The following is a 23639-nucleotide window of genomic DNA, read 5'->3' on the forward strand; positions in this document are numbered from 1 at the left end:
GTTTAAAGCCTACACAAAAGGCGTATCATAAAGATACGCCTTTTTTGAATCTATTTGTTATGTCCTGAGGCGCTTATTTACGTATTACGACCTTATCAGCAAGAGGCGGTACAAAATACCTTGGCACACTTTCGTAAAACGAGTGAGTCTGCGGTAATTGTACTTCCTACAGGCGCTGGTAAAAGCTTAGTCATTGCGGAACTAGCAAAACTTGCTAAACATAAAATTCTGGTATTAACCCATGTAAAAGAGCTAGTTGAGCAAAATGCACAAAAGTATAAAAATTATGGTTTACAAGCCAGTATTTTCTCTGCGGGGTTAAGAGAAAAATCATTACAACACCAAGTCACTTTTGCTAGCGTACAATCATTGTCTCGAAATTTGTCACAGTTAGACCAGTTTTATTCTTTAGTGATCATTGATGAATGTCATAGAGTGAGCAATGAGGATAATAGTCAGTATCAAAAAATATTAACTCAGTTGATGCAGTTTAATCCTGACTTAAAGTTGCTCGGACTAACGGCAACACCATATCGCTTGGGGCTAGGTTGGATTTATCATAAACATTATCATGGCTTTATTCGAGGAAAAGAGGATTCGCCATTTAGGCATTGTATTTACGAGCTGCCACTTAGGTATATGATAAAAAATGAGTATCTAACACCGCCAAACAAAATCGATCCGGCAGTAGAAAATTACGACTTTTCCAGTTTAAGTACAGATTCATTTGGGCGCTATTCTGAGTCTGATATGAATACTTTACTCCAGTCTCAGACCCGAGCGACTAAAAGTATAATCGAACACTTATTGAGTATTAGCGAAGCCCGAAAAGGCGTGATGATATTTGCAGCAACGGTAATGCACGCAAAAGAAATACTAGGATATTTGCCATCTGATTGCAGTGCATTAATTACTGGAGAAACCCAGTCTCAGGTACGAGACAAATTGATCACACAATTTAAAAGCAAAAAAATTAAGTATCTGGTTAATGTTTCCGTACTGACCACTGGGTTTGATGCCCCCCATGTAGATGTTATTGCTATTTTGAGGCCAACAGAGTCGGTTAGCCTTTATCAACAGATTGTTGGTCGTGGGTTGAGATTGGATAACAGCAAAGAAGATTGCCTAGTGATAGATTATGCTGGCAATGACTTTGATTTGTTTGCGCCTGAAGTCGGCGCTAAAAAGCCCAACTCTGATAATGAGCCAGTGCAAGTGCTTTGCCCTGGTTGCGGCTTTGCCAACATATTTTGGGGGAAAGTGGATGAGCAGGGTAAAGTAATTGAGCATTTTGGTCGCCGTTGCCAAGGATTACTTGAAGACGATGAAGGGGACGCACAGCAATGTGACTACCGATTTAAATTTAAAGAGTGCGATCACTGTGGTGCAGAAAATGATATCGCTGCGCGACAATGCCATCAGTGTGGTGAAGTAATGGCCGATCCTGATGATAAGCTTCGTGCTGCGCTGAATTTAAAGCATGCTATGGTGCTACGTTGTTGTGGACTGAGTTGCGAGCCTCTCAATGGCAATAAACTAAAGCTCACCTACTTTGATGAAGACGGTGCCAGTTGCAGTGAAGTGTATGATTTTTCTAATCAAAAAAGTGTGTTTGTGTTTCACCAGCAATTTGCAAAAAGACGCAAATCAACAACAGAAGCTGGTAAATGGCAGAAGGCTGAAGAGGTCGATGGAACTGAACTTATCGCGCCGGATTTTGTGATAGCAAAACTACATAAAAAGTTTGGCTGGCAGGTATCAGAAAAGTTATTCGATTATCAAGGAAACTACAGAAAGGCTGACAAAAGTTAGCCTTTCTATTCTGTCAGCTGATTATTCGTCAGCCATTAAACCCCAGCCATCGCCATAACCTTCGTGACTATTTGCAATGCTCTCTAAGTATTGCTCGGTCTGACTGAGTAGCTCATGCATAGGAACCATAGTGACGGTAGTGATCACTTCCCATACACCAGTATCTGGGCATTTTTGTAATTGGGTTTTTGGTGCCAAGTCATCCTTCTCAATGGCGTCGATAAAGCGTTTTGCATCATCCGCTTGTTCAAAAAGAATATAAAAATCGATATTCTGCATTTGCGTTAAGTCAACGCCAGCAGCGGCTATTTCAGCTAAGAGTTCACCGTTATCATCATTTGGGAATTGCATAATTTCACTCTGCAGGTTCAATTGCTGCTATTGTCCGTCATCTCTGAGAAAATAAAAAGGATGAATGCGAATAAATGTGCGATAAAAGTGCGGTGTTACAACAAAATACACCTGATGTTCAGCTTATAATCAGTAAAATAGCGGTTTGTCTAAAAAGTCGTTTTACAGTATTCAATTTCACAAGCACAATGGCAGTAGCAAAGCCTTTAAATCACGATATGTAGGTCGTTTTACATCAATGAAGCCGTATTTCTTTTTTTTACATTTAGCACTACTGGTGTGTTATTTTTCAGCGTCTAAAGCGGTGGCCGAGTCTCGACCAACGGTGCCGAAAATAACCAGTATAGAAGTAAATGTCGATAACAGCGCAGTACAAGACAATATTGCTGGTTTTCTAAAGTCTTACCAAGGCAAACCCAAAGCACCAAGAGTGATCAAAGAAATGCGTGCAGATATACGCCGTGCTTTACATGCGTTGGGTTTTTATCATTTTACGATTAATTTGAGTGGTGAGGGCAGTGAAATTAAGGCTTTGGTCAAGCTTGAGGCTCCGCTTAAATGGAAAGATATTAAAATTGAGCTCATCGGCTCTGGAAAAGATAACTCAGACTTAGTTGCACTGATAAAAGATGTTCCTATTCAAATCGACAAACAAGTCAATCACAGTGATTACCAAGCAACGAAAAGCCGCTTCGAGAGCGAGCTTTTGGAGCTTGGCTATTTTGATTATCAATGGCAAGAGTCTAAGCTGCTGATCCATAAAGGTAATCGTTACGCGGGTGTACGTCTGTTACTAGATACAGGCAAACGCTATCAATTTGGCGCACTTGCCATTGAAGGCGATACCAAAGCGGCCAATTATATTCGCTCATTAAGCCCCTTTTCTAAGGGACAGCCATTTGAGGCAAGCTTACTCTCTGACTTTAACTTATCATTAAATGAAACGCCTTATTTTAGTGCCATCAAAGTATATCCACTACTTAAAGACCGAACTGGCGACCAGATCCCGGTGAGGGTTAGCGTTGAGGATAAGCCGGCAAATAGCTTTGAAGTTGGCGCCGGTTACAGCGACGATGTTGGTGCAAAAATGCGTTTCAAGTGGATAAAACCATGGATAACCGAAGATGGTCACTCCTTTGAGTCAAACCTCCGTGTATCTCAAAAACAACAGGATGTGACCGCAAGCTATACCATTCCAGTAGATAACCCCAACGACGATTTATGGCGTGTGTTAGGTGGGTATCAGTTGCAGGACGAGGTAACGGAAGGTATTAATAGCCGGATCTGGAATGTACAAGTACAGCGGCAATGGTTAACTGAAGATGATTGGGTAAGGACTGCCTTTATAAAACGTGAGCACGAATCGACAGAGCAAAAAAACGAAACACAAAAAACCGAAATGCTAATACCTGGGATCAGCTATTTGAAAAAAGAGAGCAAGGGTGGCGCTTTACCTTACTGGGGTAACAAACGCTTGATTTCTATAGAAGGGGCTGCCGATTCATTGCTGTCTTCAGCGAACATGTTAAAAGTGCGATGGAATAATGAATGGCTGAGAAGTTTTGACACCAAACATCTTTTCTTTGGCCGTTTAGACCTTGGCGCCATCGTTACTAAAAATATAGATCAAATACCGTTTACCCATCGCTTTCTTGCCGGTGGTGATCAGAGTATTCGCGGTTTTGCTTACGAATCGGTCGGCCCGCGAGACGACGAAGGGCGGATCTTAGGGGGTAAATATTTAGCAACGGGAACGTTGGAATACAACTATCAGTTCCACCCAAGTTGGCGAGCTGCTTTGTTTGTGGATGCCGGGACTGCGACCAATGACTTTTCCGATGCATGGGAAGTAGGCGCTGGGTTTGGTTTTCGTTATCTAACTCCAGTAGGCCCCATCCGACTCGACCACGCATGGGGATTAACGAAAGACAGTAAAAGCACTCGATTAAGTATTGTTATAGGGCCAGAGATCTAATGCAGTTTAGAAACTTAAGAATCAAAATCGTTACTGCCATTATCAGCCTGTTTATTTTATTGGTTTGCGTGTGTTTTACATTACCAGGGCAGAAATTACTGGTTTGGGTAGCCAATAAAACGGTTTCAGGTCTGCAAATTGAGAGTATCGACAAACGAATATTATCTGGTGCTAACCTTACGTTACGGTATGAAAATGACGATATCGCGATCCGCCTGCGAAACACTCAGGTGAACGTAGAATGGCTAACGTGTGCCAGTATTTGTATCTCCATGGATGCGAACACGATTGCCATAGTACAAAAGCGCGAAGGTTCCCGTGAAGCCAACGACGAAGCGTCCGGCCCAATAGTGCTGCCGTTACCAGTGGCGATAAAACAGGCAAGAATCCAGCAGTTATCTTTGGAAACGCCTACCATTACAGTGAATTTGAAAGCACTTAATATGCAGGTTGCTGGGTCTGATTCTCACTTTCAAGTGCCACAATTATCGCTAGATACACTGCAGCTGACGACCAAGGCTACGACGCCGCCGGCATCAGCTAAGTCGTCGGTGTCACTTGATGAGTTAGCGCCTTTGCAGCTGCCCAATATTAGTTTGCCACTGACAGCTGAGGTGGGTGAGCTAACCATTGATACCTTGTCGTTGGATGAGCAAACGCTCAACAATATTAAACTTGTTCATGTGGTGCTAGACAAAAACATTACAGTTGAAAACGCTCAGCTTAATTATCAATCCTACTTTTTATCCACGGCAGCTGATGTTGCACTCGAAAGTTGGACTGTTGATTTGCGAGCCACCTTAAGTGCGCCAGAGGGCTTGGCCAATTTTAACTTAACTGGGCAGCCAAGCGAGCTTTTATTGCGAGTGAACACACAAGGCATGGCGTTTGCAACACTTCAGGCCGAGGTTGACTTAACACGTCAGAACTGGCCATTTGAGGTGCAAGGGCAAATAGATAAAATGGTGTCACCGTCACAACCTGTAAGGTTAAACAATGCGAACTTAACGCTGCGAGGCGATGCTTCGAACTACAGTTTGTCTAGTGCATTGTCTTTATACTCCCGCCAGTTTGGTGACATAACCTCAGCACTCAGCGGACAAGGAGGGCTTCAAGCGTTTACCTTGGACAAAGCGGAGCTAGCACTGGAGCAGGCAAAAGCTCAGCTCAATGGGCAAGTTAATTGGTCTAAAGGGGTAAAAGGGCAACTCGCTGGTAATTTTTCAAAGCTTCCAATTGATAGGCTGCTGGGCATATTACAATACGACGCTGGGTTAACAGCAAGCGATATGTTGGGCGGACAGTTTGCGCTGGGCTTTGCTAGTGAACAACAGCAGTGGCAGCTTGATATAGATAGTTTTACGCTTGCAGGAAAAGTGGCAGGAACGCCATTGAATGCAGACGTGAAAGTGAAGGTGGATGAACGTCTACTCGGTGAGCTGAGCCATGCTCGCGTGAATTACGGAAAGAACACTCTATCGGTAAGCGGAGCGCTCGGTCAGACCTTAGATTTAGATGTTGATTTTCAGCTTGATCAAACCGCTAATGCATTAATTCCAGCAGATGTTAAAGGCCACGGTGAAGTCTTTATTCAGGGCAACCATCTGCAACCTGTCATCCAAACGAATGTACAAATTGAGTCAGTGCGATACCAAGATATGCTACTGCAAGGGTTATCCACTCATGGCAAAGTCGATATTGCTAATGCAGTGACGGGACAAGTTGGGGTGGCACTGGACAAGGTGGTGTTCAATTCAGAAACCGTTGAAGATATTCGCCTCAGCGCTAAAGGAGATCAACAAAACCATACAGTGACCCTTGATGTTCGTGATAAGCGAGCAATTGCGAGTATTACTGTCAATGGCAAAGTTCAGCAGGCTAAATGGCATGGCGAATTAACCGCAGGAGAGCTGACCTCACAAGGCCGAACGCTAGCACTGAGAGAGCCTGCAGCAATAATCCTAGGGAAACAAACTCAACAACTTGCGCAGCAGTGTTGGCAAATGGATAGCACTAATTTGTGTTTTTCAGCAAAACAAGAGGGTTTACAGGGACAAGCAGAGTTCAGCTTAGACAAGTTAGCGCTCGAACAGCTACAAAGCTGGTTACCTCAAACGTTAAAAGTCCAAGGTGAAACGAAGGCAAATGCTACCTTAGCCTGGAACAAAGGAAAAGTGACTCAAGCTAATGGTCAACTGGAGGTCATTGAGGCTGGAGTTACAACTCATGGCCAAACGTTTACTATTTCTGAGTTTAAGGCCTTACTCAACACCGATAACAAACAGTTGCACGCTGATTGGCATATGAACTCGGATACCTTAGGGCGATTTAGCGGCGATACCCAAATACCGTTGAACAAGCAAGTCCCTGAGCTGTTGGGCAATATTCAAATTGAGTCGATTGAACTGGCTAAGTTATCGGCACTTCTTAATCGGGTGACAGAGCAAAGTTTTGATCTACAAGGAGAGGTGCAGGGAGACATCAAACTTTCTGGGAGCTTGGCTGCGCCTGAGGTTAACGGTAAAGTAACCGCTCAGCGTTTATTTTTGGCGTCAGATTCATTACCTGTTGAAGTGGACTCAGGCCATATCAATGTGAATTTTAATACCACATCTGCTCAACTTGAAGCGCAGCTGAACGCCGCTCGAGGCGGAAATGTGGCGCTTACAGGGGAAGCGAATTGGGCGTCAGGTGTAGCGGCTGAGGTTAAAATAAAAGGGGAGAATATCTATGTACAACCCGACTCGCAAATTGAGTTAACCGCAAGCCCAGATCTGACCTTAGCATACAAAGATAAGGTTGCTCGGGTACTTGGAGAAATTATTGTACCGTTTGGACGAGTAAACATCGAGTCTTTGCCAGAGGGCGTAACCTCCCCGAGTGACGATGAAATCATTGTTGATGCTAAAGTGAAAAAGCAGATGTCGGTGCCTATTCAACATGAGATCGACCTCAAGCTTGCCGTAAAAGACAATTTCAGAGTTAAAGCATTAGGGTTAGATAGCTTTGTAACGGGGTCAATCGAGATCGACAAACAGCTAGAATCCCCTATGTTAGCAACAGGTGAGCTGCAACTGAGAGAGGGTAAATACCGTGCCTTTGGACAAGACTTGCTCATTCGTACGGGTCAAATTGGCTTTAACGGGGCGCTAGATAAACCTTACTTAAACATTCGTGCTATTCGTAATCCAGCAGCGACTGCCAATGATGTCATTGCCGGAGTTGAGCTAACAGGAAATATTGCGAAGCCAAGATTGACTGTCTTTTCTGAGCCAGCAATGGATCAGGCCAAAGCCTTGTCTTATTTGCTGAACGGCCAGCCGTTAGGCGAGTCTGAAACCTCTAATAATGCCTTGCTTACCCAGTTTTTGCTCTCACAAGGGATAGACCGAAGCGAAGGGTTTTTTAGTAAAGCAGGGGAGTCTTTGGGCTTTTCTGATGTGAATTTATCGGCAAAAGGCAGTGGCGACGATACCCAAGTTGAAGTGTCTGGTTATATCACCCCTAATGTTCAAGTCAGTTATCGTGTTGGAGTATTTGAGTCGATTAATGAAATTGCGTTGCGCTATCGGGTCTTTTCAAAGTTTTATGTTGAAGCAACGAGCGGCTTGTATAATAGCATAGACTTCCTATACAAGTTTGATTGGGATGATAAATGAGGTTGCTGTGGCTGGTGCTGAGCTGTATTTTGTTTTCGGCTAAAGCGCAAGAAACATCAGAGATAAGAATTAGCGCAGGTGCTGATCCCTATATCATTGAATTACTCACCCTTGCCTTGTCTTATCATTCAGAGCCAAGCAGGTTGGTATCGGTTCGAAGCATACCAACACAAGACAGAGCGCTCCGATTATTAGGAGAACCAGGCGGGCTAGATATTAGTTGGTTAGTAACCAATTCGCAGCGGGAACAGGTGGCGAGGGCTATTCGTATTCCTCTGGTAAAGGGGATCCTTGGTTATCGTATTCCCTTGGTACACCAAGACAATCGAGATTTACTTAAACCTGTGCGCTACATAGGCGATTTACGAGGCATTACTTTCGGTCTTCGACATGATTGGCCAGACCGAGAAATCTTTGAACAAAATGGGTTAACCGTTACTGCTTTTACACAAGAAGCGAGTGGCTATGAAATGCTTACAAAAAAACGCTTTGATATTTTGCCAAGCGATTTGATCAGCATTGAAACGGTAGTAAATGAGCCACAATTAGTCGCAGATCAAAATGTAGTGTTTTACTACCCATCGGCAGTCTACTTTTTTGTCGCAAAAGCTAATCAACAGTTACACAGCAAATTAAGGAGGGGCCTCAAAAGCGCACTTCAAGATGGTCGCTTTGAGGCACTCTTTTTGCAGTATTTCTCCACTCGCCTCGAAAAGCTGGACCTTAAAAACAAAACGGTCATAGAATTAGACAATCAAAACCTGCCGCCCAGTGCGCCGCTGGAGGTGCCATTTTATTGGTATAAACAAGGAAAATAATAATGAAAAAGGCCTTACTACTCATCGCGCTTGCCGCTACTTCATCACTTGTATTTGCAAAGCCATATGCAAAATCACCGTCGGAGGTGCTTGCAGCAGCAGAGCCCAAAGATTGGCAGCAACTAGACCCAGAAAACATTCTCAAAATTGATTTGCAAACGGGGCCTGTATATGTCGCACTGAATCCAGAGCTTGCGCCCAATCATGTAGCAAACATCAAAGCGCTCGCGCGCGAGGGGTTTTATAACAACTTAAGCATGTATCGATTCGTGGAGAACTTTGTGGCGCAAGGGGGTGACATGTCGGATAAAAAAGTACCACAGAAAGGCAAAAAAGCCGTTGCAGCGGAGTTTTATTATCCTACAGATACCAAGCTTGCCATTACTCCTATCAACGCTGTTGATGGGTATGCTCCTCGCACCGGGTTTCGTAACGGTTTTGCGGTTGCACAAAATGAAGCAGGGACGAAAACTTGGATGACCCATTGCGTAGGTGCTTTTGCCATGGCTAGAACTAATGAGGTGAACAGTGGCGGAACTGAGTTTTATATCACACTAACACCGCAGCGATATCTTGATAAAAATACAACTGTATTTGGTCAGTTACTGGCGGGGATGGAGCATGTTCAGCACTTAGATCGAGCACCAACTAAGGGGCAAGCTTACAACGTGATAAATGCCGTGTCGGTGCTTGCAGATATTCAAGGGGCACCTTCTTTTAAACGCTTAAAAACAGAGACACCCATATTTTCAGCACTGATTGCTGCACGTAAAAATAGAGCGGGGGATTGGTTTGTGGATACGCCTGATCACACCGATGTATGTTCGGTGCCTGTACCTGTAGAAATGCAAGAAAGCGCTGATTAACAATAAAGTAGCAGCACTAAGTCTAATAAAAAGCCATGTGTTACATGGCTTTTTATTATTTATTGTCTGTTGGTTCTGACCGTGTAAGGTGTTTGGTCTTGTTCGCTTGAGCGATATGGGTTGATGTCTAACCCTCCGCGCCGTGTATAGCGTGCATAAACCGATAGTTTCTCGGGATTAAATGTGCGCCATAACTCACAGTAAATACGCTCAACACACTGTTCATGGAACTCGTTGTGATCACGAAAAGAAATGAGATACCTCAGCAAAGCGGCACGGTCGATTTGCTTGCCGCGATAACTTATCACTACACTTGCCCAATCAGGTTGTGAGGTGATCAAACAGTTAGATTTAAGTAGGTGACTATGCAGTGTTTCTTCAACAATATCATCAGATGCAAGCTTGAGTAAGTCACTGTTTGGTGTATAGGTATCAACCTCAATGTCTAGCTCGTCAATGCACTCACCTGGAAGCCGAGAAAAAGGAATACAATCGAAATCATCGGCCCCAAACAGCGTTACCTTAACCTCGCTATTTGACGCAGCTGATAAATCGGCGGCAAGCGTTTGACGTACAGTTTCCATTGATTCAAATCGGCTTTGATTGAAGCTATTCAAATATAGCTTAAACGACTTTGACTCAATGATATGAGCGCTCTGACAAGGAAAAACAAAAGTGGCAACGGCGACTTGCGGTTTGCCTTTGTTATTCAACCAAGATAGCTCATAGCCAGTCCAAGTGTCTTCACCTTTGAACGGCAACGCAGCACCATCGACGTTGATTTGGTCACGGTTGAGCTTACGAGCGATTGGGTGCAGTAAGCTGGGGGTATAAACACTGGCATATTCTGTGGTTTTTCCAAGTACAGAAGATTGCAGCTCTGGCGAGTTATTGTAGTCTGTCATGTTCATTCAATTCTCGTTACAATGCGCTTATTATAACGAATGTTCACCACGGGATTAATCCCAATTTGCTTTATTATACCAATTGTATTTTATAAACGAGCTATTTTCCGCATTATCTTAGCTGGAGAATTAAGTCGATTGGTGTTAAGTGAAAAGGTGAGACAAATATCTAGAGAGCCTTATTTATGACTCAGTCTGTTGCGATGGCGCGCTTACATCAAGCCCATGCAGAATATTACCAAAAAACCTTTCAAGATTTACCTAGCACTGAACATGACGCCAGTTGGCCAAGCCCATGTGAGCAAGGCGAACCAAATAAGCTCAATGAAATCAAGTGGCAAGCGGTTGAACGTTCACCAGCTGGCCGCCTTGATGACTTAGCCCTTGCGTTAGAAACACCGTTTCCCGAAGGGATTAATGCGCTGTATGGTGATTGCTTTGCTGGCAATATTATTGCCTTTATTGAAGGTAGACAAATCGAGTTGTTGCAAGCTTGGAACGAAGATGACTTTGAGCGCTTGCAGCAGAACATCACTGGTCATATTTTAATGAAGCGCCGACTTAAGCAACCTGAAACCATTTTTATTGGCCTCACCGAGGCGGATGATTTACTGGTATCGGTAGATATCGCGACGGGCAAGGTTGGGCTAGAGTTTGTCGGGAAAAAACAGCATCATGTGCTGGCAGACTCAATTGCAGAGTTTGTGGATAGCTTGATTGCAAACTATCCATAAGCTGTTGGCAACTTGGTCAATGAAGTGAGCTATTGATGCACAAATTTGTCTTATATTAATAAAGAACTTCTGGCTGAAGTGATATTACGCTTTTTAGCTTAGGTTTCTTACTGAAAGTCCCAAGATATATTAGAGACAAGCTGACAGGTTTCACAGCGAAAATCAAATAGACCGAACCAAGGTGTTTCTAGCAGCCAATCCCCCTCACAGCTTGGGCATTTTCGGGCTTGCTCTGCTGCTAGGTTTTCTCCGCCAACACGGTATAAATAGTAGTAAACTGGCTTTTTCGTGAGGTAGCGGATACGTTTGCTCAAGTCCATTCCTCGCCTAAATAAGTCGCTATCAGTACTAGAGATCTCGTCCAGCGCTGCAAACTCACACCGTGTTGCACCATTTATTTGAATTTGGTCACACGCTTGCCAATCTTCTTTCCATTTGATCAAGGCTTTGTAGTCACCATTGGCAATCGCAGGAATTTTGTATAGCGGAACAGGTAAGAAGTCATCGCCACAATAAAGTGGGCTACAGGTATGCACGTAAGTTGTGTATAGAATGTAGCTTGAAGGCTCATGACAAGCATCGGTGCTGTTTGCATGTATGTCTTGCCCAAAAACTTTGACTTTGGGTGCGAGCAAGCCTGATTGCTGTAGTTGTTCAATCGCAAACTTAACAAATGGGCTGTGGTTCAATGGGTGTAACGAATCTTCTTCTGGGCACATTACACGGGTAACAAAATACCCATCTTTCAGTACGGTAGGGAATTCATCACCTATAATTTGACCGTTAAACCGCAGTGCGTTGACCACGCGATTAATGGCTTGCTCGGCTGCCTCTAGAGTCGTTTCTGCATAGCAATCAAAAGTTAAATCAACAACAAACACTACGCCTTCTCCAATAACGCGAGAAGCTTGTCTAGTTTTGCTTCTATTCTGTCAAGCTGAGTGGGCGAAGAGAGGTTGTTAGTCTCTTCAATAGGTTGGCACTGTTCGATACAAGTGGGGTCTTGTTTGTACGCAGCGATGCCCGCAATGATGTCGGGCATTGCAACGCTCTGGGTTAATTTACTTTTTGTTAGCGCGACGGTTGGAGTGATTCCACTGTCGGCCAACTTTTTAATAGCTCTGGCAACTGCAGGGTGCATAGAAGTTCCTAAACGCCTTAACTTAGTTTATTGGAGTGGATCATAGCACCAAGTCGTAATGCGGGCTATCTGTGTAGCCCTTATTACCGTTATATGATTTACCGGAGCATGGCGTCGAGTTCGTCGATGAGTTCGCTCCAATCAGCATCTTCTTTTAGCGATTCTTCAATAAAATGGCGCTGGCCTTCATTCCAAAATGGGGCTTGGCTCAATAGCATGTCATTAGGAAGGCGATGTTGTTTGACAAAGGTTTCTATAGCTTTGGGATCGTTATCTAATCCGAGTTGGGCAAATAACGTGCTCATGGTGTGCTGGCTGGTGTCCATTTCGTTCTCCCTCGTTTGCTTGAATTTTACTCACTAACTATAGTAAAGGTGGTTGCAAAACCTTTCGCAAGTTATGAGTGACAAAAACTAGTGTGACTTACGTAATGTGCAATATAGTCGATGAATATATTGTGACTTGTATCAATGTTGGACGCGACGCCTTAGCCGTACATTGGTGGAGTGTAACTAAAGAAGCTGGATTTAAGGGGGAGCGGATGTCAATTATCCCTTATTAACAGCGTGACTAATAACAATAAGGAACCGCTATGTCAGTACAAACCGCTGTAAATGAACTCGTTGTGAGATATTTAAGCCCTGAAGACGTTAATGTAGCCGCGAGCGTGTTGTATCAAGCTTACCATGATGATCCACTTCTTAAACAAGTACTTGAAGCAAAAGAACAGGCCACATTTGAGAAAAAGCTCCGCGCGTTAATCCGAGAGGAGTTGTCAGCGTTTGGTCATACTGGACAGCCCATGATTGGATTGTACAAAGAAGACAAGCTACTGGCTGTAGCTTGTGTGATTGCAAACAGTGGCGAGCTGGAAGCAAGCCGTCAGTGGCATTGGCGTTTAAGGTTGATGCTAAGCGCCGGTTACCTGCAGACGCAGCAGTTAATAGATAAAGAAAAGGCGATCAGAACCGCACTTCAAGAGCTAGAGCCCTATCACTTTTTATCTCTAATTGCCGTGGACCCACATGTACAAGGCTTAGGGTATGGACATTACCTATTAACAGCGCTGGATGATTTGATTGCCCAAAGCGATGACACCAAAGGCATGGCGGTGTTTATTACACAGCAAGCGCAAGCCCAGTTTTTTGAAGGTCATGGCTATCACATTTTACAGAATATGGTGTTTAGCTCAGTGGAGGGCACACTGCTATTTAAGAATAAATAGCAACAACGGAAATTACCCTGTGAGAAATCTCTTACATGGATGTGGGTTAAGGCGTTTTGTAGTACCGAATTTGTAGTTTGTTTCTAAGTTAAAGTGTTGTTTTTAAAGTGTTTTGTTTATTTGTCGTTAAAATGACAGCAAAAAGATAGCGCTCAGCTATCTGCCAAAAAAACCAGAACACCGTAAACTTAACAATGTAAGGAAACACAAGAGCAGGAGCTCAGCGTCAAAGGATAAGGAATTTGACAACAACAGAGGGAAGTAACTCATAAGGCAAGGAAGATCAGGAACTCGAGGAAGCGAGTGTGAAGCGGAGCTTCATAAAGGAAATGGAAGCACAGGGTGTGATAGGAGCGCGGGAAGCGAAGTGGAACATGGAAGATAATTAAGGACGAGCAAAGCTCTAGGATTAAGGAGCGCAATCCGGATGGTTGCGAAGTGGATGGGTTACACTGGACGTAACAATGTAAAGGGAGCACATAAGGAGTGTGTGAAGCGGAGCCAAGAAGGCATAGGAGCGCAGGAAGCGAAGTGGAGGCCAAGAGGCTAAAAAGGAGATGCACGGGATGTGCTTATGGATGACACAAGGATGAGAATCGGGTAGGTCGGAGTATATACCCGTTCAGGGGAAGAAAAATTGGCGGATTGCTTTTGGGTTGTGAAGCAGAGGGAGCGGAAACCTCTTGGGATAATCGTCAGGATTGAGGCGCGGCAAACAGGCTAGCGCCTTAGTTTTTTGTGCTACTTATAAAAATCAACATGGATGTAGTGTAGCACTGCCAAATTTTAAGCGTCTGTATGTCTCGTTACTGTAGCTATTACTTACTTTGAAAGCCCTAACATGTCCTCCTGCAAATCACCCTGTGATCCGATATGCAGGCAGCTCCTTTTTTACTAATCGTTCATTTTCTAGGTAAAGTTTGCCCTGGTAGGCAGACTCGCCATCAGAACTAAACTCAAACATAAATTGGCTTTTTATACCCAGTTTGCCGCCTTTTAGCACGCCTATTCTGCGCTTGGTACAAGCTACACTTAATAGTTGAACCTGCAAACTCTCAGCCTGATGCTGAGCGTGTCTATTTGCGGCCTCAGCAATTTGACGACTATACCAAAATAGTGCGATCACAGCTGAGACGATGATAAAAAGCCAAAGTGTTGTCATTTAAGAAAATAACCTTCCAATAGCGCGAGACAGAGTTTCACTGCGATTTTCTGCTCTAATCATCCCTAAAGCATGTGGGCGTAACATGGGGATTGCAACTAAGTCTGCGAAAATACTGTTGAACAGGCCATCAATTTGGTTGTGCTCAGCGGCTTTTTCCATGTAGGCATGTAGCCTGTTTTGGTCTGTAAGTGTTTCCCATGCACGTCCGGCAATCGTCAGTAAGCAATCGGCATCTAATGCAAGTTCAGAAGCCAAAATAGAGTCTACTGCTTGCGCTATAAGACCAAGCGCATGGCTACCAGACATTGCACGTAAATTTGTTACAACCGCATCTTTGTTTTGCTGCTGACAAGCGAGGGTGAGCGACCCCAGAAAGTCTTCCGTTTGTGTAGTGGACACCGCAACATGTTCGAGCATCGCTGCTAATGGGGTTTTAACCTCCATAGGGAGAGCTGTCCAAGCCTTTTGAAGCTTCTCGGCATTATTGCCATGGTCAAGACGCTGTGAAAAATCAGCGATCCCCTGCAATGCAATTTCCTGCCAGCGGTCAAACCCGAGCTTGCCTGAAAAATAAAGCTCAGCATGCTCATAATATTGTGACGCAGGGCGGTTTAATTCGCGTTTCAGTAAGGCGTTAAAAGCGGCTAATTTATTCGCATTTGGTGTAAAAACATAGGGATTGTTATCAAGCTTACCTTGCGCTGCTTCCCCTGTTAATTGTGTGCCTAACGCTTCAAGCACCATTGAGGCAAAGTGATCTCTGCTGGCGATAATGAGTTTACTTTGCTCATCCAGTGGAAACTTTAAAAACCACACATAGGGATCAACTGTTGCTTGGTTATCCCAAAATTGAATTGCCATAATAGCGTGACCACCTAACGGGTATGGGTAAGGAGCCTGTGTGTTTTCAATTTGCGCAAACTGCTTTTTATCGATCTTTGTGATGCGACGGCCCATATCGTACACACGCCATTGTGTGCCGGCATTTGTTAGTAGTTCACCTAAAGTAGAAATTTGCGCGCTCATGAATACTCTATTGTTACTGGTACATAAATTAGCGGCAATTATAGCGGTTTTTGCAGGCACTGATAAGCCTCATAAAAGTAGCAAAGAGAGAATAGGCTAGCTGAGCAATCGCGCATATAGTTATAATATCTAAAATTGAAAAAGAGAAAGTACCGATGACTTCGGAAGTATTGATTCAGTTAGATGAACTAGAAGCTTGCTTAAAGGCGGCAGGTCTTTGGCAGGAAACGCCAATTGCAGCAGAGGCATTAGCGTCCACAGAACCATTTTGTTGCGATACCATGGCATTCGAACAATGGTTACAGTTTGTATTTTTAGATAAAGTACGAACCATGATAGCAGAAGGTGAGGCGCTCCCAACAAACATGGCCATTGCCCCTATGGCCGAAATGGTATTAAGTGAGCACCTCTACTTCAATTCGGTGCACCAGTGTTTGAAGAACTTAGATAATACGTTTGCAAAGGGACGCTAATGCTTGAAATTTTGTATCAAGATGAGCATTACGTCGCCATCAATAAACCGTCAGGTTTACTCGTTCACCGCTCTTTTTTAGACAAACGCGAAACTCAATTCGCCATGCAGATGCTGCGTGATCAACTCGGTCAACACGTCTTTCCTGTGCATCGCCTAGATAGGCCAACTTCTGGGGTGCTGTTGTTTGCACTGAGCTCAGAGGCAGCGCGAGCCATGAATGAGGTTTTTATCGCGGGCAAAATTAAAAAGCGGTACTTGGCTTTGGTGCGTGGCTTTGCACCCGACTCCAGATTTGTCGATAAGCCGCTAAAAGAAGAGTTGGATAAGATTGCGGATAAGTTTGCTGATCAGAATAAAGCGCCCCAAGAGGCACAAACGCAGATCAACTGCTTATTACAGGCTACACTACCAGTCCCTTTTGGTAAGTATCCCAGCATTCGTTACTCTTTGGTTGAGTGTTTTCCCCAAACAGGTCGTAAGCATCAGATCAGGCGGCACTTGAATCATCTAGCACATCCAATTATTGGTGATGTAAATCATGGTGATAACAAGCACAACCACTTTTTCGTTGAGCACTTTGGTTTACGCCGGTTGATGCTATTTGCAACGCGGCTGGAATTTGTTCATCCTTACACCAACGTTGAAATTTCAATTACCGCCAATCTAGGAGAAGCTGCGCTTGCGGTCTTTTCTAGTCTTGGTTGGTCAGACAATGAGAAGGATTATAAATAATGGCAAAAGTTTCCATTTTTGTGGGCAGTATGTATGGCAACGCAGAAAACTTGGCGAATGATAGCGCTGAGTTTTTGAATAAGTCAGGGCATGAAGCACATGTTGTTGAGCCTGCTACGTTGGCAGAGCTTAAACAAGCCGAGAACATCTTGTTTATATCGTCAACAACTGGGTCGGGGGATATTCCTGATAACTTATTGCCTTTGTTTTTACAGATGCAAAGCGAATTTCCTATGCTCACCGGTAAGCAGGTGGCAGTTATTGCGCTAGGAGACACAAGTTATGGTGATACCTATTGTGGTGCGGGTAAGCAAATTGATGCACTTATCGAAGAATTAAATGCCACGCGAGTGCAAGCGCGTTTAGATATTGATGCTTGTGAGTATTTTGAACCTTGGGAGTGCGCTGAGCCTTGGCTTCAAACGTTAGCCGATAAACTATAAAAAATAGAGCCAGTAGGCTCTATTTTTCGTTTTGTTGCTGAACGTGTACTACACGCGTTTAGTCTGTACTTTTAGCTTTAACTTTTGCCCTGGCTGTAGGTACTTTTGCCCGGCCAGGTTATTCCACTTTACGATTTCGTTAACGCTCACATTAAACTTAGTAGCGATACGAGCAAGTGAATCACCCTTGCGCACTTTGTAGGTAATGGTACGCTGCGAGTCGATTAGTACCGTTTGACGTGCAGCTTTTTCGTCTTTAAAGACGGTAAGCTTTTGGCCTAGGCGCAGTACTGCATTGGTTTTGAGCTTGTTCCAGCTTGCAAGTTGTTTCACGGTGACATCGTATTCACGACTAATATCCCACAAGGTATCGCCAGATTTAACAGTATGACTCAGTTTTTGCTTCGTCACCTTGTTGGCTGCTAGGCGTACTTCAGGAGGTAAATGTTCGCTTTGTAATTCACCGTCACTAAGTGGTACAAGCAGCTTTTGGCCAACGCGGATCATATTACCGTCAATACTATTGAGTGAACGGATCGCGCCAATACTGGTGTTGAACTTAGTTGCGACCACAGAAAGGCTATCGCCTCGTTGTACGGTATAGTATTGCCAGCGTAATCGGTCCTTAACTTGGGTTTTTGCCAGCTTGTCCTTGAATGCATCGACTTTCTCCATCGGCAACAGTAATTGATGCGGACCATCAGGGTCGGTTGCCCAGCGGTTAAAGCCTGGGTTTAATCGGTAAAGCTCCGTTAAGGAAATATCCGCCATTTCTGCTGCTAGTGCTAAATCAATTTGTGAACCGACTTCTACAGTATCAACCACTTGTGCATTAATTATCGGTTGCCAAGTGACTTTAAACTCGTCTGAGCGCTTCAATAAGTCAGATAAAGCCAATAGCTTTGGTACATATGCGGTGGTTTCTCTTGGTAAGTCAAGAGACCAAAAATCGGTAGGAAGATGCTTCTTACGATTCTTACGTATTGCTCTGAGCAGCCTGCCTTCACCTGAGTTATAGGCGGCTATGGCATTGAGCCAGTCACCTTCAAGTGTCTTATGCAGGTAGGTTAGGTAATCAAGCGCTGCTTGTGTCGAGGCCACAATATCGCGACGGCCGTCGTACCACCAATTTTGTTTTAAGTTAAAGCGCTCACCCGTTTGTGGCATAAACTGCCAAATACCAGAAGCGGTTCGGTGAGAATAACCAAAAGGGTCAAATGCACTTTCAACTATCGGGAGTAAGGCAATCTCTACGGGCATATTACGCTTTTCCACTTCCTCGACAATATAGTAAAGGTATGGCTCAGCACGTTTTGCAATACGGTCTAAGTATGCTTGGTGACGTTGATAATAATTGCGCTCAGCAACCACAGGACGGTTTTGTGGCACTTCAATAGAGAGTTGATAACGGATCCGCTCCCATACGTCATCAAATACAGGTACTACTTCTTCATCCTCATCTTGCCATGAGGTGCTAAGTGTTTGAGAGATATCATAAGGGCTCGCATGGTCTAAATTAGCCTGCTTAACTTGTTCTGTTGCAGTCTCTAGGGATGTTTCTTGGGTGATTTCACAACCACTTAAAATTGCTGCAGATGCAACAATGAAGGCGAGCTTTTTCATAAATGCGTTCTTTCGTTTGGAGGTTCGGACAAAAACTCGGCAATATTACCGAGTTTGTTTCTGCATTTAAAGCTTCTTTATTATTTTCTTTGCATCCATTTTGATGTGTCGCAAGTCGTATTGTGCCACGAAAGCGAGAAATAAATCGTTTTTAAGTGGCAGCGGGGACAGGCAACGTCAAAGAAAATGCCATATTGACGTTACACTCAGTCACTGTTGATTATTTTAAAAGTTATCTTTCCATTTTCGTAGTGCAGCAAAGCGAGCTTCAGGTGTATCTTTAGCCTGGATAAACTGTTTTGGTGTATGTGAGAGAATATCTGGCTGAGCTGCTCGCGCAAATGGGTTAATCGCCTTTTGCTGCCCGATGGTTGTCGGGACGGTGCGTCTATTGGCTTTACGCAGAGCTTGCGCTTGTTGATGATAGTGGGCGATAGCATGATTGTTTGGCTCAACCGCTTGTGCAAACGTTAAGTTCGCCAGTGTGTACTCATGAGTACAGTAAACTTGGCAGGTGTCTGGCAGGGTGAGGAGCTTACTAAATGAGTGCCACATGTGTTCGGGCGTTCCTTCAAATAATCGTCCGCAGCCGGCGTTAAACAGCGTATCTCCAGTAAAGGCGATTTCATTATTCACATAGCAAATATGATCTAGGGTATGCCCAGGTGTGGCGATAACGTTTAGGGTAATCCCCGCTAAGACGATTGAATCATGTTCCACGAGTGGCTGTGTGATCCCTTGATATTTTCCATTTTTTGGTCCATATACGGTAAGGTCTGGAAAACACGATAGCAACGGCGCGATGCCATCGGTATGATCCCAGTGATGGTGGGTAACCAAAATGCCTTCAAGGGTAAGATTGTGCTGGCTTAAGTAGTCTAGAACGGGTTTTTCGTCACCGGGGTCGACGACCCAACAGGTTGAGTGAGTAGGGTCTTTTATCACCCAAATATAATTATCATCAAATGCTTTGATTGCATCGACTTGCACCATAACGCAATGCTCTATAAAGTGATTGATAACACCAGTATAACGAGCTTAGTAAATGAAACCAGCGTTAAGTTTTTTACAAGGACCTAAACCGGACGAGTGGCAAGACTTCCCTCACGGTGAATACTTAAAAGTAGGGATCCAAAAACGACTGGATGCATGGTTGCCGAGAATGTTCGGTTATCACATGTTAAAACTCGGGTGTTTAAGCGGTCAAATAGATACATCAGCAAGCCCGATCAAGCATCAGGTTTGTGTGGCACCGCAAGGTAAGCACGTGGGAGTATTTGCCGAGATTGATGAACTGCCGTTTTATGAAAACTCGGTGGATGCTTGTATCTTAAGCCAATGTTTAGAATATCACTCCGATCCCCATCATATTTTGCGAGAAGCCCACCGAACCTTGATCCCCGGTGGCTATATTGTGATCTCAGGCTTTAACCCATTTAGTCTTTGTGGGATAGCACAAATGTTGCCCTTTAGCAGAGAAAAACTGCCTTGGTCGGGGCGTTTCTTTACGCCGTCGCGGGTAAAAGACTGGCTAGATTTGCTTGGCTTTGAAATTGTCGGCGATGAACGCTTTATTTATGCTTCGTTGGCACGAGGGTCGAGGTTATCTCGCTTTGCCCCTTGGCGTCGTTTTTGTCGGCATTACTTAAAGCCGATGGGCAGCGTTTATATGCTGGTGGCAAGAAAACGAGTAATGCCTCTAACACCAATTAAGCCTAAGTGGCATGTAAAGCCTAAGTGGACGCCTGCTGTAAAAGGAGCAGGACTCAGACAAACCTGCCAAGACAAAGACTAAGGTCATGTGTTCAGGGCGCTGCTACATAACGCACTGCTCTTTCGAAGTGTTTATTAGGGCCTGCTACCTTTGCTGCTGCAAAAACAAACTGGAAAGCTCAACAGGCCCAAGCATTAGATACTGGCTTCGTAGCCTTCATCGACGAGCAAGTTCGAACCTGACGCGGCTTCTCGTGCTAGGTCATCGACCAATTCGTTATATTTGTTTCCAGCATGGCCTTTTACCCAACGCCATTGGATAGTGTGACGACTAGTTGCAGCATCTAACCGTTGCCATAAATCGACATTTTTAACTGGCTGTTTTGCAGCGGTTTTCCAATTGCGCTTTTTCCAGTTTTCTAGCCATGACTCGATCCCTTGTTTCACATATTGGCTATCGGTGTACAGAATCACCTCGCACGGGCGCTTTAGTGTTTCAAGTGCAACAATAGCAGCGAGCATTTCCATGCGATTATTAGTCGTGAGCTTATACCCCTCGCTCATTTCTTTTTCATGTCCTTGATAGGAAAGATAAACGCCATATCCCCCTGGTCCCGGATTACCTAAACATGAGCCATCGGTATAAATCTCTACGGTTTTTTGCACTGATTTGCCTATTTTTATGTAAAATGTGCGAATAGGGCAAAATAATAGCAAAGTTAAGCGAGCAACGATATGCACACTCGGCAAATAGTACTGGATACAGAAACCACAGGTATTGACCCTAAGGCTGGACATAGGATCATCGAGATAGGTTGTGTTGAGCTGGTCAATCGCAGACTAACGGGAAATAACTTTCACGTATACATTAACCCTCAACGTGATATTGAAGAAGAGGCTATTGATGTTCACGGTATTACTAATGAGTTTTTGCGTGATAAACCCTTCTTCCATCAGGTTGCTCAAGAGTTTTTCGACTATATTAAAGGGGCTGAGCTGGTTATTCATAACGCACCATTTGACGTCGGCTTTATGGATCATGAGTTTGCCAAGTTAAATCAAGGCTTTCCGGCAACCCATGAGTATTGCAAAGTACTCGACACGTTAGTAATGGCAAGGGATCTTCACCCGGGTCAAAAAAACAGTCTAGATGCCTTATGCCGCCGTTATGATATAGATAACTCTAAACGAACATTGCACGGCGCATTGCTGGATTCCGAGATCTTAGCTGATGTGTACCTGTCGATGACCGGCGGACAAAAGAAATTAAATCTAGCGAGCCAAAATAAAGGCAATCAAGACAATTCAGCAGGTGGCATTGTTAGACTAGACAGCAACCGTCCAGCACTTAAAGTTTTGCGTGCAACTGCCGATGAAGAACAAGCACATACAGAACGTTTAGAACTCGTTAATAAAGCCGCAGGGCAAAGTCTGTGGCAACAATAACGAGAGACGTACAATCAACTTTTCCACCAAAGTGACAGAAGGTTAATGCATGAATCTACAGCGGCTTATCTTGGGACTTATGTTGTTAGTCAGCACGGTAGTGAGCGCGCAAACACCGCAGATCACTATGTTGCAGCGAGATGGTAAGGTCAATGAGATCCCGCTATTAGATAACCGCTTTCGCATCGATCACAATATAGAAGAGATCACGCTGTTGTTCTTTCGAGCTCCAGGTACACCCGCGGTGGTATTAGTAAAACCCGACGGTAGTAAGTATTATGCGACGAGCTCTTTGGATGATGAGTCGTTACAATGGTATGACGAAGTCAGTTATGATTTGATCATTTTAAAAAATCCGACGCCAGGGCCTTGGCAGGTGATTGGGCAAATTCAGAAGAACAGCCGGATTATGGTGCTGGGTGATATAGAACTTGAAGTGGAAGCCCTGCCACCGTTACTTTTTCGTGGTGAGATTTTAAAAGTAACAGGTCAGGTTACCAATGACGATCAACCCATTGATGTGGGCTATTTTCGCGATGTCGTAACTTTATACGTAGAATTTTCTAGTACCAATAATGATGAATATGCCAACTTTGGGGCAGGCACCCAAAGTGTAACTGACTTTAAGGATGATGGTCGTGAGTTTGACGAAAGACCGCTGGACGGTATTTTTACCGGTGAGTTTAAACTTAATTTTCCGGCAGGAGAGTGGCAGCCTGAGTTTTTTATAGAAACGCCAATTCTGAAGCGCAGGGTGATTAAGCCGCCTATTATTATCGCTGAGCCACCATTTAACTTTGAACTGATGTTGGCGGGGGAGAATGAGTTTGAACACGGCCTCACAATCTCGATAGACGACTCGGTGGTAAAACCAGAGACTATTATTCTACAAGGTAAGATCTTCTATCCAAACGGTGAAGAGCAAATGTTTACCCTAGATGCACAGGAGCGCCTGTATCGTCAGTTAGCAATAAAAAATTATGACTGGGGACGATATAGCGTCGAGATCTCTGCATTTGGAGAAAACATCAATGGCCGAGAGTTTATGGCGACATTGCCTAACTATAACTTTGAAATAGAAAGGCCAATAGAAAAAGTACCTGAATTAGAAGCTCCTGTCTTACCTAAGAGCACATTACCTGAACCTGAGCCAGAACCCACAATAAGCACAGGGGTGTTAGTGAGTATTATTGTGGCAGGAAACGCGATTGTTTTACTCATCGGTTGGTTAGCTATTCGAATCTTGGTGCAAAAAAAGCCAATTAAGCTAAAACTGCCAACACTGAAAAACCCATTGAAAAAATCAGAAGAAGTGATTGATCTAGATGATTTAGATTCTGCTGAAAATAACTCAACCGAAAATGGCTCAAAAAGTGATAAATCAGGTGATATTTTGAACCTTTCAATGAAAGATAACTAAAAAACACGGTTTTTTTTCAAAAAACGGTTGACTCATGAGGGGGTCATTCGTATTATTCACGCCGCTGTCAGGGAGCACATCCTACAGCAAATGCTGCAAGAGTTCGACGC

General features: G+C 44.0%; 23 protein-coding genes. 13 read left to right on the forward strand and 10 right to left on the reverse strand.

The features are described 5' to 3' along the window. Positions 1-54 precede the first annotated feature (54 nt). Positions 55-1812, forward strand: a complete 1758-nt coding sequence (locus tag CEX98_RS15165) for a DEAD/DEAH box helicase family protein (RefSeq protein ID WP_099642889.1) — start codon at positions 55-57, stop codon at positions 1810-1812. 21 nt (positions 1813-1833) lie between these two features. Here the strand turns inward: CEX98_RS15165 and CEX98_RS15170 are convergent, their stop codons facing one another. Further along, positions 1834-2163, reverse strand: a complete 330-nt coding sequence (locus tag CEX98_RS15170; RefSeq protein WP_099642890.1) for a ribonuclease E inhibitor RraB — start codon at positions 2161-2163, stop codon at positions 1834-1836. A gap of 238 nt (positions 2164-2401) precedes the next feature. On the opposite strand from CEX98_RS15170, the gene CEX98_RS15175 reads away from it, so the two are divergent. From CEX98_RS15175 to CEX98_RS15190, 4 genes are read left to right on the forward strand one after another with little or no spacing between them, the layout of a single operon-like run. Beyond that, positions 2402-4138: an autotransporter assembly complex protein TamA gene (locus CEX98_RS15175; protein ID WP_099642891.1), complete on the forward strand. Its 1737-nt coding sequence runs from the start codon at positions 2402-2404 to the stop codon at positions 4136-4138. After that, the gene (gene tamB, locus CEX98_RS15180; protein WP_099642892.1) at positions 4138-7797 is read left to right on the forward strand and encodes an autotransporter assembly complex protein TamB; all 3660 of its coding nucleotides are present in this window, start codon (positions 4138-4140) and stop codon (positions 7795-7797) included. Before CEX98_RS15175 ends, tamB begins: the two co-directional genes overlap by 1 nt. Next, complete coding sequence (locus CEX98_RS15185) at positions 7794-8615, forward strand: transporter substrate-binding domain-containing protein (protein WP_099642893.1); 822 nt, start codon at positions 7794-7796, stop codon at positions 8613-8615. Before tamB ends, CEX98_RS15185 begins: the two co-directional genes overlap by 4 nt. Before the next feature lie 2 nt (positions 8616-8617). Continuing rightward, positions 8618-9481, forward strand: coding sequence for a peptidylprolyl isomerase (locus CEX98_RS15190; protein ID WP_099642894.1), 864 nt, complete (start codon positions 8618-8620; stop codon positions 9479-9481). A 59-nt stretch (positions 9482-9540) separates the two neighbouring features. On the opposite strand, the gene queF is transcribed toward CEX98_RS15190, so the two are convergent. Then, complete coding sequence (gene queF / locus CEX98_RS15195; protein ID WP_099642913.1) at positions 9541-10386, reverse strand: NADPH-dependent 7-cyano-7-deazaguanine reductase QueF; 846 nt, start codon at positions 10384-10386, stop codon at positions 9541-9543. A gap of 185 nt (positions 10387-10571) precedes the next feature. Between queF and syd the strand changes: the two genes are divergently transcribed. Further along, entirely contained in the window at positions 10572-11120 is a 549-nt protein-coding gene (gene syd / locus CEX98_RS15200) for a SecY-interacting protein (protein ID WP_099642895.1), read from the forward strand. A 107-nt stretch (positions 11121-11227) separates the two neighbouring features. On the opposite strand, the gene CEX98_RS15205 is transcribed toward syd, so the two are convergent. The 3 genes from CEX98_RS15205 to CEX98_RS15215 all read right to left on the reverse strand — a co-directional run bounded on the left by CEX98_RS15205 (position 11228) and on the right by CEX98_RS15215 (position 12587). Beyond that, positions 11228-12001, reverse strand: coding sequence for a Zn-ribbon-containing protein (locus tag CEX98_RS15205; RefSeq protein WP_099642896.1), 774 nt, complete (start codon positions 11999-12001; stop codon positions 11228-11230). Next, positions 12001-12261 carry a hypothetical protein gene (locus CEX98_RS15210; protein ID WP_099642897.1) on the reverse strand — a complete coding sequence of 87 codons (261 nt, stop codon included), beginning with the start codon at positions 12259-12261 and terminating at the stop codon, positions 12001-12003. Before CEX98_RS15210 ends, CEX98_RS15205 begins: the two co-directional genes overlap by 1 nt. Positions 12262-12359: 98 nt before the next feature. Then, positions 12360-12587: a DUF2789 domain-containing protein gene (locus CEX98_RS15215; RefSeq protein WP_099642898.1), complete on the reverse strand. Its 228-nt coding sequence runs from the start codon at positions 12585-12587 to the stop codon at positions 12360-12362. 266 nt (positions 12588-12853) lie between these two features. Here CEX98_RS15215 and CEX98_RS15220 point away from each other — a divergent pair, with 266 nt between their 5' ends. Next, positions 12854-13486 (forward strand): GNAT family N-acetyltransferase, encoded by a 633-nt coding sequence (locus CEX98_RS15220; protein WP_099642899.1) that lies wholly within the window; start codon positions 12854-12856, stop codon positions 13484-13486. 856 nt (positions 13487-14342) lie between these two features. Here CEX98_RS15220 and CEX98_RS15225 read toward each other — a convergent pair. Further along, positions 14343-14648, reverse strand: coding sequence for a DUF3301 domain-containing protein (locus tag CEX98_RS15225; protein ID WP_099642900.1), 306 nt, complete (start codon positions 14646-14648; stop codon positions 14343-14345). Further along, positions 14649-15677, reverse strand: a complete 1029-nt coding sequence (locus tag CEX98_RS15230; protein WP_099642901.1) for a DUF3549 family protein — start codon at positions 15675-15677, stop codon at positions 14649-14651. Positions 15678-15832: 155 nt separating this feature from the next. Here CEX98_RS15230 and CEX98_RS15235 point away from each other — a divergent pair, with 155 nt between their 5' ends. From CEX98_RS15235 to CEX98_RS15245, 3 genes are read left to right on the forward strand one after another with little or no spacing between them, the layout of a single operon-like run. Then, the gene (locus tag CEX98_RS15235; RefSeq protein ID WP_099642902.1) at positions 15833-16150 is read left to right on the forward strand and encodes a YqcC family protein; all 318 of its coding nucleotides are present in this window, start codon (positions 15833-15835) and stop codon (positions 16148-16150) included. After that, on the forward strand, positions 16150-16884 hold the full coding sequence (truC, locus tag CEX98_RS15240) for a tRNA pseudouridine(65) synthase TruC (protein ID WP_099642903.1): 735 nt from the start codon (positions 16150-16152) through the stop codon (positions 16882-16884). The genes CEX98_RS15235 and truC overlap by 1 nt, the downstream gene beginning before the upstream one ends. After that, positions 16884-17327, forward strand: coding sequence for a flavodoxin (locus CEX98_RS15245; protein ID WP_099642904.1), 444 nt, complete (start codon positions 16884-16886; stop codon positions 17325-17327). The genes truC and CEX98_RS15245 overlap by 1 nt, the downstream gene beginning before the upstream one ends. 48 nt (positions 17328-17375) lie before the next feature. Here CEX98_RS15245 and CEX98_RS15250 read toward each other — a convergent pair whose 3' ends face one another. Continuing rightward, complete coding sequence (locus CEX98_RS15250; protein WP_099642905.1) at positions 17376-18950, reverse strand: lytic transglycosylase; 1575 nt, start codon at positions 18948-18950, stop codon at positions 17376-17378. Between the two features lie 225 nt (positions 18951-19175). Next, positions 19176-19943 (reverse strand): hydroxyacylglutathione hydrolase, encoded by a 768-nt coding sequence (gloB, locus tag CEX98_RS15255; RefSeq protein WP_099642906.1) that lies wholly within the window; start codon positions 19941-19943, stop codon positions 19176-19178. A gap of 52 nt (positions 19944-19995) precedes the next feature. Here gloB and CEX98_RS15260 point away from each other — a divergent pair, with 52 nt between their 5' ends. Beyond that, complete coding sequence (locus tag CEX98_RS15260) at positions 19996-20745, forward strand: class I SAM-dependent methyltransferase (RefSeq protein WP_099642907.1); 750 nt, start codon at positions 19996-19998, stop codon at positions 20743-20745. A 113-nt stretch (positions 20746-20858) separates the two neighbouring features. Here CEX98_RS15260 and rnhA read toward each other — a convergent pair whose 3' ends face one another. Next, on the reverse strand, positions 20859-21329 hold the full coding sequence (rnhA, locus tag CEX98_RS15265) for a ribonuclease HI (protein WP_099642908.1): 471 nt from the start codon (positions 21327-21329) through the stop codon (positions 20859-20861). Positions 21330-21398: 69 nt separating this feature from the next. On the opposite strand from rnhA, the gene dnaQ reads away from it, so the two are divergent. Beyond that, a complete protein-coding gene (gene dnaQ / locus CEX98_RS15270) occupies positions 21399-22109 on the forward strand; it encodes a DNA polymerase III subunit epsilon (RefSeq protein ID WP_099642909.1) in 711 nt (236 codons plus the stop codon). Positions 22110-22158: 49 nt separating this feature from the next. Further along, on the forward strand, positions 22159-23529 hold the full coding sequence (locus tag CEX98_RS15275) for a TIGR03503 family protein (RefSeq protein ID WP_099642910.1): 1371 nt from the start codon (positions 22159-22161) through the stop codon (positions 23527-23529). Positions 23530-23639: the final 110 nt, after the last annotated feature.

Origin of the sequence: Pseudoalteromonas piscicida (assembly GCF_002744175.1) — a bacterium.
Classification (GTDB): Bacteria; Pseudomonadota; Gammaproteobacteria; order Enterobacterales; family Alteromonadaceae; genus Pseudoalteromonas; species Pseudoalteromonas piscicida_B.